The organism is Marisediminitalea lipolytica, from assembly GCF_001758465.1.
Lineage (GTDB): Bacteria > Pseudomonadota > Gammaproteobacteria > Enterobacterales > Alteromonadaceae > Alteromonas > Alteromonas lipolytica.
Genome location: NZ_MJIC01000009.1, coordinates 223,213 through 238,333 on the forward strand (window position 1 = coordinate 223,213; position 15,121 = coordinate 238,333).

Annotated in this window: 11 protein-coding genes; 8 read left to right on the forward strand and 3 right to left on the reverse strand. The window is 48.9% G+C overall.

Annotated features, from left to right (window positions below; translation table 11 throughout):
- Nucleotides 1-69: 69 nt before the first annotated feature.
- Complete coding sequence (locus BFC17_RS04750) at nucleotides 70-825, reverse strand: rhamnogalacturonan acetylesterase (RefSeq protein WP_070175309.1); 756 nt, start codon at nucleotides 823-825, stop codon at nucleotides 70-72.
- A 142-nt stretch (nucleotides 826-967) separates the two neighbouring features.
- On the reverse strand, nucleotides 968-3,664 hold the full coding sequence (locus BFC17_RS04755) for a TonB-dependent receptor (RefSeq protein WP_070175310.1): 2,697 nt from the start codon (nucleotides 3,662-3,664) through the stop codon (nucleotides 968-970).
- Nucleotides 3,665-4,116: 452 nt separating this feature from the next.
- Here BFC17_RS04755 and BFC17_RS04760 point away from each other — a divergent pair, with 452 nt between their 5' ends.
- The 7 genes from BFC17_RS04760 (at nucleotide 4,117) to groL (ending at nucleotide 12,699) form a co-directional block, all read left to right on the forward strand.
- On the forward strand, nucleotides 4,117-5,283 hold the full coding sequence (locus tag BFC17_RS04760) for a glycoside hydrolase family 88/105 protein (protein WP_229681018.1): 1,167 nt from the start codon (nucleotides 4,117-4,119) through the stop codon (nucleotides 5,281-5,283).
- A gap of 3 nt (nucleotides 5,284-5,286) precedes the next feature.
- Entirely contained in the window at nucleotides 5,287-6,936 is a 1,650-nt protein-coding gene (locus BFC17_RS04765) for a glycoside hydrolase family 43 protein (protein ID WP_070175312.1), read from the forward strand.
- Nucleotides 6,936-7,910, forward strand: coding sequence for an alpha/beta hydrolase (locus BFC17_RS04770; RefSeq protein ID WP_070175313.1), 975 nt, complete (start codon nucleotides 6,936-6,938; stop codon nucleotides 7,908-7,910). The genes BFC17_RS04765 and BFC17_RS04770 overlap by 1 nt, the downstream gene beginning before the upstream one ends.
- Nucleotides 7,911-7,912: 2 nt before the next feature.
- Nucleotides 7,913-9,337, forward strand: coding sequence for a glycoside hydrolase family 28 protein (locus tag BFC17_RS04775; RefSeq protein WP_229681046.1), 1,425 nt, complete (start codon nucleotides 7,913-7,915; stop codon nucleotides 9,335-9,337).
- Nucleotides 9,327-10,499: a pectinesterase family protein gene (locus BFC17_RS04780; RefSeq protein ID WP_229681025.1), complete on the forward strand. Its 1,173-nt coding sequence runs from the start codon at nucleotides 9,327-9,329 to the stop codon at nucleotides 10,497-10,499. The genes BFC17_RS04775 and BFC17_RS04780 overlap by 11 nt, the downstream gene beginning before the upstream one ends.
- 229 nt (nucleotides 10,500-10,728) lie before the next feature.
- Nucleotides 10,729-11,019 (forward strand): co-chaperone GroES, encoded by a 291-nt coding sequence (locus BFC17_RS04785; protein ID WP_070175315.1) that lies wholly within the window; start codon nucleotides 10,729-10,731, stop codon nucleotides 11,017-11,019.
- 33 nt (nucleotides 11,020-11,052) lie between these two features.
- Complete coding sequence (groL, locus tag BFC17_RS04790) at nucleotides 11,053-12,699, forward strand: chaperonin GroEL (protein WP_070175316.1); 1,647 nt, start codon at nucleotides 11,053-11,055, stop codon at nucleotides 12,697-12,699.
- Nucleotides 12,700-12,809: 110 nt separating this feature from the next.
- On the opposite strand, the gene BFC17_RS04795 is transcribed toward groL, so the two are convergent.
- Nucleotides 12,810-13,241 (reverse strand): hypothetical protein, encoded by a 432-nt coding sequence (locus BFC17_RS04795; RefSeq protein WP_070175317.1) that lies wholly within the window; start codon nucleotides 13,239-13,241, stop codon nucleotides 12,810-12,812.
- 422 nt (nucleotides 13,242-13,663) lie between these two features.
- Here BFC17_RS04795 and BFC17_RS04800 point away from each other — a divergent pair, with 422 nt between their 5' ends.
- Nucleotides 13,664-14,983, forward strand: a complete 1,320-nt coding sequence (locus BFC17_RS04800; RefSeq protein ID WP_070175318.1) for a hypothetical protein — start codon at nucleotides 13,664-13,666, stop codon at nucleotides 14,981-14,983.
- The last annotated feature ends 138 nt before the right edge of the window (nucleotides 14,984-15,121 follow it).

The following is a 15,121-nucleotide window of genomic DNA, read 5'->3' on the forward strand; positions in this document are numbered from 1 at the left end:
GAGCCGAAAAAATCTGGCAGTGCCATACTAAAACCCGGAGCTTGTTGCTCCGGGGTAACTGCTACAGGATTACAATGAATCGCGGTAAACGTAGTTGGCCAGCGGGTGTTTGCGGGCCTTTAAATCACGAATGAAAAACTGGGCTACCTTGGCGGCGCCAACAACATTGAGATGGGTGTTATCGGTTTTTCCTTCCGGGTAGCGGGTGTAGAGATCCGGCGGTACCTGAATAAAGTACTGACGACTCTCTGGCTCGCCAATGTTTTTAAGGAAGCCGCAGGTTTGCTCGTTTAAATCAAAAAATTCAACGCCTTCTGACTCCGCGACCTGTTTTGCTGCACTGGCATAGTCGAGCAATTTGCGCTGAAGATTTCCCTGTTCGTCAAAATGACGGCGACAAATAGAACTGGCAATCATCGGCGTGGCGTCTTTAGCCCGTACCTCTTTAATGTACTGGCGCAAAAAGGCCGGGTAATCTTTGTCTGCCGAGGCATAGCGTGCCGGATCGTCTTCTTTCTGGTCGTTGTGACCGAATTGGATCAGCACATAATCACCGGCTTTCAGCTCGGATAAAACCAGTGCCCAACGCCCTTCGTTAAGAAAACGGCGGGTGCTGCGGCCATTGGCAGCGTGGTTAACAATCTCCAGTTCTTCGGTCATGTACTGGGGTAACAGCTGGCCCCAACCGCGCTCCGGATAAGCCAGATTTGGTTTGTTTGACATGGTGGAATCGCCCACCAGGTGCAGCGCCACGCGGGTAGGGTCCCACGCACTGGCGCCAAAGCAAACCAGAGATAACAACAGAGTACACAATATGTGTTTCATCCTTTCTCCTTAAAATAAAAAAAGGCCATTTAAACAATGGCCTTGGGACCGGTTTTTACCCGTAGACAAATGGGTCTGTGTTTACGGGGTCGAAACCAGTCCAACAGCGGATCAAATGATCCTTGGGCACACTATAAAATCGTTACATTCTGTAGCTGGCACCGATGAAGAACTGACGACCGGTTCGGGTCACATTCCACAAGCGTCCACCAACGTTTGGTGATACCAGGGCAACAATTGGCTCGTCGGTCAGGTTAATACCCTCAATCGACACTTTGAGGTTTTCTGACACGTTGTAGCTGGCCGAGAAGTCAATATGGGTGGTGCCATCCACATAGCGTTCTTTGTTCGGGTTACTCTGGAATGACGTGGTGAACTCACTGCGTTTCGCCATGGAAACACGGGCACTAAACAGGTCATTTTCCCAGTACACCGTAAAGTTAGACGATCTGTCTGACTGGCCGGTGAGGTTTACATCGGCATCAACAAAAGTCATGTTAGCTAACACACCGAAGTTTTTCACCCACTCAGGTCCCGGCAGGAAATCCAGTGTTTGCTGGTACTGAACTTCGTAGCCGTCGAGCTTGCCGCCACCGCCATTTATCGGGCGACGCACTTCAAAATCAGCATTATTCACGATATCTGCCTGAGCACCGAGTACGCTGTCTGGTAAGCCAACTTGCTGCCAGTTAAGGGTGCTGGGTAAGGTAGTCGGGAACGATTCAATGTCTTTTATGAAGTAGGCGAAAGACAGTAATGCGCCTTCAGCAAAGTAGTACTCGGCAGACAGATCGTAGTTAGTAGCCCGGAATGGGTCGATGAACGGGTTACCATAGTTAACAGTCAGGTTAAATGGATCCACACTACCACCGGGCGATAACGTGCTCAGGCCAGGACGAGACATTACATCGGCATAAGAGGCACGCAGTACCACATCTTCAGTAAGGTCGAGTGCCAGATTAACCGATGGCAGAGTATCGCTGTAATCGTTTTTAACCGTGGTTGGGTCGCCATTGACCAGACCAGTAGATTCAACGTCGGTTGTTGCATAACGCACACCAGCGTTACCACGCAGGTCCATGTCACCAACCGGGAAGAAAAAGTCAGCCTGAATAAAGTAGCTCATGTTTTCTTCGCCAACTGCGTAGGTATCACCACCGCGCGGGGCATAGCTCCAGCCACCACTGGCCAGGAATTGCGGCAATTGAGCGTTGTCGGCCATAAAGAACGACTGACCACCGGCACTTACCACATTACCGTCGGCAGCTGTGACCACATTGCTAATACCAAAGGCGACATTATCTACAGTGCCGTCGGCTGCATCGGCATTGGCAAAGGTGCCGTCTGCCCGTGAACCGGCGATTTCATACATGTAGTCTTTGTAGGTAACACCACCTTTCAGGGTGACTGAATCACTCAGGATATAAGCAAAATCAAGACGCGCGTTGTCGTAACTGGATTCTGCATCATATAAACGGTCGCGGTACTCTGATAATTCCCAGTTGGCCGGATTCGCGGTATCAAAGCTGTAGCCAATAGTTGGGCTCATCGGGCTGCTGTAATCAAAAGTTACCGCAGAGCTGCTTTCGGCGTAATCGAGCATGCGACGCGAATCGTTTTCACTGAAGTGCTCATAAATAATGGTGGTTTCACGGTTATCCAGTACCGACTCAGAGGTACCTGCTAACAGGTGGAGTCTCAGGTCGTCGTTGATATGGTGAACCACGTCCACACTGAACTGGGTAAATTCTGATTCCCAGTTAGACTCAAAGTTTTCTGAACGCACATCCACATCGTGAGCCGTCGCCGCCACAATACTGTCGTTACCGTCTATAGTGTAGTCGGTCAGGTAAGTCTGGCCAACACCCAGAGAGTTAGTCCGCGCCAGCGAGATTGCCTGCATAAATGGCTCAAGGCGCTGAGCTTCAATTTTTGCGTATAAGGCATCTACTGTAACCGTGGTGTCGTCGGTTGGTGCAAACTGCATTGACGCAGTAATGCCGGTGCGGTCCAGGTCGTGGCTCTTATCGGCAAACCGTGGGAAGCGCGGGTGCCAGTAGCTGCTTAAATCTTCGCTCTGGGTACCTATGCAGGAATCGTCGGTACAGAAGCTGTTATCTTCCCAGCGACCGGTGTCAGCACCGACGTTGCTAATTAATTGAGAAGAAAATGACGCAGAAACCAAAAAGCCAAAGGTGCGGTCTTCGTTGGTGTAACTGGTTAGTGCCGACAGTCTTGGATCGGCTTCTTCAGACTGGTCGTTATAAGTGCCCTGCACATTGAGGGCTGTTACGTTATCTTTAAAATCGAACGGGCGACCAGTGGTTAAGTCCACCGTGGCACCTAAAGTACCTTCTTCAATTTCGGCAGAAGAGGTCTTATGTACGGTTAGCTGGCTGAACAGTTCAGAAGCAAACACGTTGAAGTCAAATGCACGGTTTTTACGAACACCGCCTGGGCCTGCCGACAGTGATTGCGCCTGCATGCCATTCAGCTGAACGCGGGTGAAGCTGGAGTTAAGACCACGAACGGTAATTTCACGTCCCTGACCGGCATCACGACTGATGGCGATACCCGGGATACGTTGTAACGACTCGGCAAGGTTCTGATCAGGAAAGTCTGCAATATCTTCGGCGAGAATGGTGTCGACCGCACCGGCTGAAGCACGTTTGGTCAGCAGCGCTTTTTGCAGGCTGTCGGCAAAACTGGAGGCGCGAACCTCTATGATTTCAACCTCGGCGTCTGGTGACGCCTGAGCCTGAACCATCGCTGGTGTTAACAGTGCGCAGGTAACTGCAAGGCTCAAAGGGGCTTTAGTAAACTTCTTGGCAAATTTCATTCGTGGCTTCCTCACGTATTTTATTAACCTGTTCTGCGCTTGTTTCATTTCGTCAATCATTGCCGAACAAGTTGTGTGCATGGGTACGTATACTGTTAAACCTGTTTTTATCATTCCTTATCGGTTAACAAGCGCTTAACAATATAGATATAAATGCCACCGGTGGCAAGATGGATTTTGCGTTTTTTTAAATTTTTGTGAAAAATAAGTGTCTTGTTTTTGCCGGGAGATAACCAAGCCCTTGTGATTTAGGGATTTATGAGTGCTTTTATTAGATGTTTAAATGTATTCAGGACAAGTGGTGCACCAGTTACCGAGTTTGTTTGTTGTTCAATATTTGGTTTTTTTACATGTTGACAACATGGGTGAAAGACATAAAATGCTACCGGTAGCATTAAGCGTTTACAAATTTTAAACAGGGGGCACACATGTTAAATCAGATGGTAAGGGTAATGCTTGTATCACTGCTGTTTATAGCTTCAGCAGTATCAGGCCAAACCGGGCCTTTGGATAACACTAAACCATGGTATCAGCGCATGGCGGAATCTGAGATGGAGCGCTTTCCACAAGCCTGGATGATGGACTGGGATAAAGAGCCGACCTGGGATTATGTGCATGGTCTTAACTTATTAGGGTTTGCCCGTGTTTACGAGAAAACCGGTGATAAGCGTTATTTTGATTATCTTAAAGGGTATTACGACACGCTGATCGACAAAGACGGCAATATTGCCACCTATCGTCGGGACAAATTTAATATCGACATGCTGAATGCCGGCAAGGTCCTGTTCTTCCTATACGATCAAACGGGCGACAATAAATACATGCTGGCTGCTGATAAACTGCGCGATCAGTTAAACGAACATCCGCGTACCAGCGAAGGCGGCTTCTGGCATAAAAAGCGCTATCCCTACCAAATGTGGTTGGACGGCCTGTATATGGGCGCGCCATTTTATGCAGAGTACCTTGTGCGTGCCCGCGACCCTGAGCAACTGGACGATGTATTTTTACAGTTCGAGCTGATCGAAAAGCATCTTTACGATACTAACACCGGCCTGCCTCGTCATGGTTGGGATGAGTCCCGCGAGCAAAAGTGGTCTGATAAAGCAACGGGCTTGTCACCTCATCACTGGTCACGCGCGCTGGGTTGGTATGCCATGGCAATGGTGGATGTAATGGACGTGGTGCCAGCACAAAACTCTAAACGTGCCTGGTTAGCGGCCCGGTTTGAAAAGTTTATGGCGCAGGTTATTAAATATCAGCATAGCTCTGGTGCCTGGTATCAGGTTACCGATTTGGGCAACCGCAAAGGTAACTATCTGGAAGCTTCCGGTACTGCCATGCTGACCTACGCAATGGCACGTGGCGTAAATATGGGTGTGTTACCTGCTTCTTATCGCGAGCACGCGGAAAAAGGCTTTGCTGCACTGGTAGATCAGATGATCTCAGTGGAGGCTGAAACCAATATCATTACCCTTAATCAGGTGTGTGCGGTAGCGGGCCTGGGCGGCAAGCCTTATCGTGACGGTAGTTTTGACTATTACATGAGTGAGCCCATTCGCCCGAATGATGCCAAAGGGGTTGGTCCTTTTATTCTGGCCGCACTGGAACTGGACAAGTAAACCATGCGCCACCACGCCCTGCTCGCCGTGCTGACCGCCTGTTGCCTGATGGCGTGCAGCGGTCAGTCGGCTCCTTCTGCAATGAATGCGGGTGATAACTGCCTGCATATCAGCGATGATGGGCAGGGCGAGTATCGCAATCCGATACTGCACATCGATTATTCCGATCCGGATGTGGTGGCCGTGGGAAACGATTATTACATGACGTCATCCAGTTTTAATGCGTCGCCGGGGTTACCCATACTCCATTCCACCGATTTAGTTAACTGGACACTGATCAACTACGCCTTACCACAACAAGTACCGCTGGCTCACTATAATAAGCCGCAGCATGGCAACGGCGTGTGGGCCCCTAATATCCGCTATCACAATGGCCGGTTCTGGATATTCTATCCGGACCCGGACTTTGGCATTTATGTTGTCTTTGCGGATGATCCGGCGGACGGGTGGAGCGAGCCACGCCTGATATTGCCGGGTAAAGGCATTATCGATCCAACGCCGTTGTGGGATGAGGACGGAAAGGCTTATTTACTCCATGCCTGGGCGAAAAGCCGGGCAGGTTTTAACAACGTGCTGAGTCTGCATGAAATGGCACCGGATACCTCCTGGGTTAATCCGGACTACAACACCATTATTGATGGCCATCAATTGAGTGGCTATCGTACGCTGGAAGGCCCCAAGTTTTATAAACGTAATGGCTACTACTATGTGTTCGCCCCGGCAGGTGGTGTGGAAACGGGCTGGCAAGCCGTGTTTCGTGCCAGGCAAATTACTGGCCCTTACGAACACCGAACGGTTATGGCGCAGGGCAATACCTTAATTAACGGCCCGCATCAGGGCGCATGGGTGCAAACTGCCTCAGGCCAGGACTGGTTTGTGCATTTTCAGTCGCGCAAGGCTTATGGCCGCATTGTGCACTTACAACCCCTGACATGGGTTAACGACTGGCCGGTTATCGGTAGCGATCCGGACGGTGATGGTATCGGTGAACCGGTTTACCGCTACCGCAAACCAATTAGCGCGGTTCCCGTTACACTAGCAGCGCAGCCCACCAGTGATGAGTTTATTGCGAGTACATTAGGATTGCAGTGGCAGTGGAATGCCAATTATCAGCCTGAGTGGCACTCGCTGGCAGAGGGCAAGCTTACCCTGCATGCCCAGCCTAAGTTGCGTGAGACAGGCGATAATTTGTGGATGACCTCCAACCTGTTGCTTCAAAAATTACCGGCGCAAACGTTTCAGGTAAGGGCCAGTCTGAATGTGCCCAACGATACCCCGGCCATTGAGACCGGGCTGCTATTGTTTGGCGAAGATTACGCCTGGGTGGGTATTAAAACCCTAAACAAAAAGCCGCACCTTGTTTATGTGCAGTGCCGCGGTGCCCGCACAGGTTGTGATGAAAACGTCCACGATTATGGTGAAGTCACGTCAGCGAAGGTAGAGCTTCGTTATATTCTCGCCTCTGACGCTACCGCCGTATTTGCCTATCGATTTGACAGCAGCGCACCTTTTACTGTGGTAGGTGAACAATTTAAGGCCCGACGGGGACGCTGGGTTGGCGCTAAAACCGGCTTGTTTGCGGTAGGCGAGGATAACGCCTTTGCTGAGTATGATTATGTCCGGTTTACCCCCATGCATCGGGAGTCACAGTAATGAAACTGGCTGTTTTTTTCGTTTTCCTGCTGTCCTTTGGGGTAATTACGCTGGCTGAAAGCAAAGACATCACGGTGGATGACAGCTATTCGCCCGGTGAGCGCTTTGCCCGCTATAAACCCAAACATCCCGAGCTTGAATGGCCGGTACTAAGCTTTCGTGCTGGCCAACGTGTCGAGTTTGAACGTCCTTACAAACAAGCCGATGGGCGGGACTTGCACCTTGATGTGTTCCATCCGTCGGCAGAAAATCAAAATGGTCAGGCCATTATTCTTGTTCACGGTGGCGGCTGGCGCTCAGGCAACAAATCTCACTTTTACCCATTGGCCAATTTGCTCGCTCAGAGCGGTTATGTAGTGGTAACCCCAGAATACCGGCTATCGACCGAAGCAACCTATCCAGCCGGGCTGACTGATATTAGTGATGTTATTAACTGGCTTAAAACAAGGGCCGGGCTATTTCAGGTAAGCCCAGACCAAATAGCCATTGGTGGTGGCTCGTCGGGCGGACAGATGGCAGCATTAATTGGCCATGCAGCCAGCAGTAAACATTTTTATTCTGAGCCGACGCAGGATAACCGGGTGAACGCGGTGATTTCGCTGGACGGCGTGCTGGATTTTACCACCCCACTGGCATTGAAGTTTGAGAATAAAAAGCAGGAAAAATCCGCCGCGGCGCTGTGGCTGGGGGGGACCTATGAGCAGATTCCACAGGTATGGCAACAGGCATCGGCCACGCACTATTTGCATAAAGCCTCACCGCCAACGCTGATTATCAGCAGCGGGCAACTGCGTTTTACTGCTGGCAGTACTGAAATGCAGGCCTATCTGACACAACACCACATTATTAATCAATACATTGAGCTGGATAACACCATTCATACCTTTTGGTTGTTTGAGCCCTATTTAAGCCAGACTGCTCAGTGGATTGATACCTTTTTACAGCGCGTTCAAAAGCAAGGAGAACAGCAGTGACATTGTCTCTAACCCGCAGAAACCTATTAAAATTAATGGCACAAAGCTCAGCTGCCGCTGGCGTAATAAGTGCTGGCGGTTGTTCAACAGCAATGACGCCCGTTAATGATTTTGCCTGGAATGAAGAAGCGCAGGCTATTCGTAATCGCATTACACCGCCTGTTTTTCCTGACCGCTCTGTAACGATTACAGACTTAGGGGCTAAACCCGGAAAAGGCCACAATGTTGCCGCACAAATAAAGCAGGCAATTGAGCAGCTTGCGGAACAAGGCGGCGGTAAGGTGATTGTACCAGCAGGTGAGTTTTACACCGGCCCGGTACACCTGCTTTCTAACATTAATCTGCATATCGAAGAAGGCGCAGTACTGCACTTTATCCCCGAGCCGGAACTCTATAAACCTTATGTGTTTACGCGCTGGGAAGGCACTGAACTGATGGGCTATTCGCCTCTTATTTATGCCTTTGAGCAAACCAATGTGGCAGTAACCGGTAAAGGCACGTTAGAGGGCGGTGGCAGCCCCACTCACTGGTGGCCGTGGAAAGGCAAATGGAAAGAGGCTGACTGGGGCGACCATCCGGTTGAAAACCAAAAATTCACCCGCGATATTCTGCGTCAGATGGGCGAGGATAACGTGCCGGTGAGTGAGCGTGTGTTTGATGAGAATTACCTGCGCCCGCCATTTATCCAGCCATACCGATGCACCAATGTGCTGGTGGAAGGGGTAACCATTAAAAACTCACCGTTCTGGCTGGTTAATCCGGTACTGTGTGAAAACGTTACCGTGCGCGATGTGCACTGCGACAGCCATGGCCCTAACTCAGACGGTTGCGATCCGGAAAGCTGCAAGGATGTGCTGATTGAAGACTGTGTGTTTAACACCGGCGACGACTGTATTGCAATTAAATCGGGCCGTAATGGCGATGGCCGCCGTGTTGCTACGCCATGTGAAAATATCCTGATCAACGACTGCAAAATGGAAGCGGGTCATGGCGGAGTAGTGATCGGCAGTGAAATTTCCGGCGGCGTTGCTAATCTGTATGCCCAACACTGTGAAATGAGCAGTCCTGACCTGGATCGCGGCATTCGTATTAAAACCAATTCCATCCGCGGCGGGCATCTTAAAAACCTTAACTACCGTTACTTTCGCATCGGCAAAGTAAAGGATGCAATCGTTATCAACTTTTATTATGAAGAAGGCGATGTGGGGCAGTTTCAGCCCAAGCTGGAGGCTATTACCATTGATCACCTGCACGTAGTCGAAGCAAAGCGGGCATTTATGATGCGTGGTTATCCACACACACCCATCACCGGAGTAACGCTTAAAAACATCACTTTTGAAAGCGTGGAAGCCCCCTCTGTGGTGGAAAACGTGGCTGAAGTCACGCAGCAAAACATCAGGGTAAACGGGCTGCCGTATGAGATTTGAGCTAATCAAAAAGAGCTGTTTATTCCTTTTTTTCATGGTGCTATGCGGGTGTGTAAGTACTAACAAGCCTGCTGACTTTGTGGTGAATGCACGGGTAAGTAACACCAATCCGGGCAGTATGAATAGTCATGGCGATAATCTGGTTACTTATTCTACTATTCAGGCTGCTGTAGATGCAGCGCCGCTTGCTGACGAGCCATGGACCATAGTGATCGCCCCGGGTAACTATAATGAGCGCGTGGTGATCCGTCGCGCAGGATTGCGCTTAATTGGCAGTGGCAAAGGCAAAACCCGCATCACTTTTGATCGCTATGCCGGGCAGCCGGTGGAACCTGGCAGCAGCGAGACCTGGGGGACGTTTCGTACTGCGGTGGTGGAAGTGCTGGCCGAAGATGTGGGCCTGTACGACCTGACTATCGAAAATGGCTATGATTATCCGGCTGATGACCGCTTACCTAAAGGTCACCCTGATAAAATTCGTGGTACTCAGGCAGTAGCACTTAAAACAGGCGAACAGGCTGACCGCACACTCTTACAGCGAGTTGAGTTACTGGGGTATCAGGATACGTTGTTTGTGCAGGAAGGGCGCACTTTTGTAACCGATAGCGAGATTCGTGGTCACGTAGATTTTATCTTTGGTGATGGCAATGCGTTGTTTGAAAATACCGACGTAATTTCCCGCCCCCGGGCACACCCAATGACCTTCACCGGCTATATCACCGCGCCCAGTACACTGCTCGATAGTTTTTACGGCCTTACCTTTATTAACTGCCGGTTATTACGTGAGTTAGATGTGCCGGATAATTCTGTGCCCCTTGGCAGACCCTGGCATCCGACCAAAACCTTTACGGATGGCCGTTATGCAGACCCTAATGCGGTAGGTAAATCAACCTTTATAAACACCTTTATGGATGCGCATATCGCCACTGTTGGCTGGAGCACCATGGGGGGCACTGCAAAAGATGGTAGTCGAAAGCAGTTTGATCCTCTTGAGGATGCGCGCTTTAGCGAATGGGGCAGTTATGGCCCTGGTGCAGTGTTGAACGCCAAGCGACCACAGGAAAAAGAAACCGCACTTGCTGATTATGCAAAACATAAAATACTGGACGGTTGGAACCCTCCTTTATTAAGTAAGGCGGGCGCAAACGCTCTTATCAAATAGCGCTGATGCAGGCTGTCAGCGCGTCTTCTGCCGGTAAATTTCAAAGTGCTTAAAAAAATTTCACTTTTTTTTTGTAAAAGCCCTTGAGTTTGTCCGGCTACTCCCCCATTTATCCACGCAGACAAGATTTTACGGCCTTTCGGGGCCAACTAGGTAAAGGTTGCATGACAACTTATGCAGCCAAAACAACACTTAAATTGAATAGTTGATTTATTCAGGAGATTTGAAAATGGCAATTCGTCCTTTACACGATCGCGTTATCGTCAAGCGCGCAGAGCAAGAAAGCAAATCTGCTGGCGGTATCGTATTGACCGGTTCTGCGGCAGAAAAATCGACTCGCGGTGAAGTTATCGCTGTGGGCAACGGTCGCATTCTGGAGAATGGCGAAGTGAAAGCATTAGACGTAAAAGTCGGTGACACCGTTATTTTCAACGACGGTTACGGCGTAAAAACCGAGAAGCTGGACGATCAGGAAGTACTGATCATGAGCGAAAGCGACATTCTGGCAATCGTAGAATAAGAACCGTTTTAACCGAATTAAGAGGAATTTATCATGGCAGCTAAAGAAGTACGTTTTGGTGATGACGCCCGCACGAAGATGCTGAAAGGCGTAAACATCCTGGCCAACGCAGTAAAAGTTACCTTAGGTCCTAAAGGCCGTAACGTTGTTTTAGACAAAGCATTCGGCGCACCAACCATCACTAAAGATGGTGTATCTGTAGCCAAAGAAATCGAGCTGGACGACAAGTTCGAGAACATGGGCGCGCAGATGGTTAAAGAAGTAGCGTCTAAAGCGAACGACGAAGCGGGTGACGGTACTACTACTGCAACCGTATTAGCACAAGCTATCGTAACCGAAGGTCTGAAGTCTGTTGCTGCGGGTATGAACCCAATGGATCTGAAGCGTGGTATCGATAAAGCGGTACTGGCAGCAGTTGAAGAATTGAAAGCACTGTCTACTGATTGTGCCGACAGCAAGTCTATTGCTCAGGTAGGTACTATCTCTGCTAACTCTGACTCAGAAGTGGGTGACATCATTGCTGAAGCAATGGAAAAAGTTGGTAAAGAAGGTGTTATCACCGTTGAAGAAGGTCAGGCTCTGCAAAACGAGCTGGACGTGGTTGAAGGTATGCAGTTTGACCGTGGTTACCTGTCGCCTTACTTCATCAACAACCAGGAAAGCGGCGCAGTAGAGCTGGACAGCCCTTACATCCTGTTAGTTGACAAGAAAATCTCTAACATCCGTGAATTACTGCCTACGCTGGAAGCGGTAGCAAAAGGCGGTAAGCCTCTGCTTATAATCGCTGAAGACGTAGAAGGCGAAGCGCTGGCAACTCTGGTCGTTAACAACATGCGCGGTATCGTTAAAGTTGCAGCGGTTAAAGCACCAGGTTTTGGTGACCGTCGTAAAGCAATGTTACAGGACATCGCTATCCTGACTGGCGGCACAGTAATCTCTGAAGAGATTGGTCTGGAGCTGGAAAAAGTACAGCTGGAAGACTTAGGTACTGCTAAGCGTATCGTTATCAGCAAAGACAACACAACTGTGGTTGACGGTGCTGGTGAAGAAGCGGCGATTCAGGCACGTTGTGAGCAGATCCGCGCACAAATCGCTGACTCTACTTCTGACTACGACAAAGAAAAACTGCAAGAGCGTCTGGCTAAACTGTCTGGCGGTGTAGCAGTAATCAAAGTTGGTGCAGCTACTGAAGTAGAAATGAAAGAGAAGAAAGACCGCGTAGAAGATGCTCTGCATGCAACTCGCGCTGCGGTTGAAGAAGGCGTAGTACCTGGTGGTGGTGTTGCTCTGGTTCGTGCGGCCGCTAAACTGGTTGACCTGACTGGTGACAACGAAGACCAGACTCACGGTATCAAGCTGGCACTGCGTGCGATGGAAGCTCCTCTGCGTCAAATCTCTATCAACTCAGGTGCTGAAGCATCAGTAGTGGTTAACGAAGTGAAGAACGGCGAAGGTAACTACGGTTACAACGCGGGTAACGACACTTACGGCGACATGCTGGAAATGGGTATCCTTGACCCAACTAAAGTGACTCGTTCTGCACTGCAATTCGCATCTTCAATTGCTTCACTGATGATCACCACAGAAGCAATGGTTGCTGAACTGCCTAAAGAAGACGCACCTGCAATGCCTGATATGGGCGGCATGGGCGGCATGGGCGGAATGGGCGGCATGATGTAAGCCACCCACTAAGCTAACGCTTTAAAGAAAGGCACTCTTCGGAGTGCCTTTTTTGTTTAGAAGTTATTATCCGGTTTTCAGTTTCGCTTATTCCCAAAAACCGTTTGTGATTATTGTGCCGGAATACTTTGATAGCTTTTGTGGCTGCTTTGGCACCAAATGGAGTAGAAGCTATCGGTTTCAACTCTACCGTCACTATGGACTACGTTACCCTTGAAGCCCGTGTAGCCACCGTAGCTATTTTTTGCATTAACTTCTAAACACACAAATTCAATCAGTCCCACAATTGTCGTCGGTTGTGCCTGATGGCGTTCTTCCGTGACGCGAGAAACCTTTATATTTCTAAACTGCGCAGAACCAGGATCTTTTAAATTGTATGATGCGATAGTTTTAGCCTTTTCGGCTATTTGTGCATCATCCATTTGATAAAAGATATTGTTGGCTGGATTAGTCACGCTTGTGTTTGGTGTGGTGCTGCACGCTGTTATACAAATGGCTGAACAAGCTAGTGCGGTCGCTTTAAACTTTGAATAAAACTGCAAGAAAATACTCCTTTCTTATATATTAAAAGCGCCGAAAGATTACTTATTTATCTTATATTTTTCAATATTTTAGAGGGTGTCTTTCCTTCTTTCTTTGGAGCCTTAAACTACGCAATCAATGGGTTGTCAACATTAGAGTAAAACCAGCCCTGAGAGTGATGTAGCAAAACAACGAAAGGCAAAAAGTAAACGCGCAAAAACCTATTGGCGAGCGTTTCTTATTAGGTTTAATCTTGGCAATTGCAGACTTTAAAGAATGATCTGCAACCGGCTAAAAGAAAGAAAAACTGGCATTTTCAGATGATAAATGGCAATAATTTATTTGACTCAGCTAGGGAAAAGTAAACGCGAACTACTGTTTATTTGTGCTTATATCAGTAGGCTTTTTCATTACGTATTTTCGTACCGACAGGGAAAGAACAATGAAGTTGGCTTTGGGTGTTACCGCGATAGTTTTATTACTGCTGGTGAGTGGTTGTGAAAAACAAGAGGCTCCGCAGCAAGCCGTTTACCAGCCAGCTTATCGTCCTGCTGACCTGACTGCCGGAACGAAATTTACTCCGCTACCCGCAAAAATTGTTACCACTCCCGAAATTAAAATTTTACCTGTGCCGTTACCGGCTTACGCCACTAACGTCAGCGCTATTTGGGGCGCAACCGGCAGGGATGATGCGGGCAATATTTATTACGGTGTTTCTACAGCCGGCGTGGCCGAAAGTGTAGGTAACGACAGCCGTACCGCGTATCTTTTCCAATACAATCCTGTTCTTGATATCACTACGGCGCAAAGTGATGTACTGAGCGAATTAAAACGAAGCGGCTTGTATCGGCCGGGAATGGGGCAGAATAAACTACACAGCAAATTCTACCAGGCCGATGACGGTTATTTGTATTTCACAAGCTTTGACGAAGAAGGCGAAGATGATGTCACTAATCCCACGTGGGGCGGGCATCTGTGGCGTAAAAAGCCGGATGACATTCATTGGGAGCATCTGCTGTCTGCCGAAGAAGCGCTGGTAGCCTTAAATACTAACGGTCGTTATGTGTATATGTTGGGGTACTGGGATCACGTGCTGTATCAGTATGATATCAGTAACGCAGCAGTAAAACGGACGGTAGTTGGCTCGGTAAAAAACCATGTGTCACGGAATTTTCTGGTCGACAGTCAAGGGCATGCTTATGTGCCTGCATTAACCGAGTCCGCAACGGGCGATATCAGTGTTGTACTTAATCACTACAATGAACAGCTTCAGTTACTGGCAACATATCCACTGGCAGACTACAACCATCCCAACCATATTAAATATCACCATGGCATTGTGGGATATACCGCTATGCGTAATGGCGATATCTTCTTTACCACCAGCGACGGTAATCTGTATCAACTAAGCACCAGAGAAAACGGCCCACAAAAGCTGGTGGCTTATGGCAGTATGCACCCGCAGAAAAACACCTATATTGCTTCGCTGTTTTCCTTTGAGGGGCAGGAATATTTGCTTGGAGCGACCCAGGGCAGCAAAGCGGGAATGGAGTGGGTGATTTATCACACCGGCCTGAAATCCGCTATCACGTTACCGCTATCTGGTCCGGCAGTTAAACGGGCCGACTACTGGGGCACCAATACCAAGGATGATCAGGGGAATTTCTATGTTGCAGGCTGGCAGCTGATTTCCAATGAGGCCGGCTATCAACCGGTATTTAGTAAGATATCGATTCCGGCGGCGTCTGCTGCTGGAAACTAGCTTAAGGCGTCGATACCTGCCGCACAGCAGCGGTCATCATAAGTAAAATCCGAATTTAACTGATTTAAAACAAACTCCTGCTATTTAGAATGGTGGGTTTCTGCCGATGAATTAAACTTAAGCCATTAGGGCAGAACA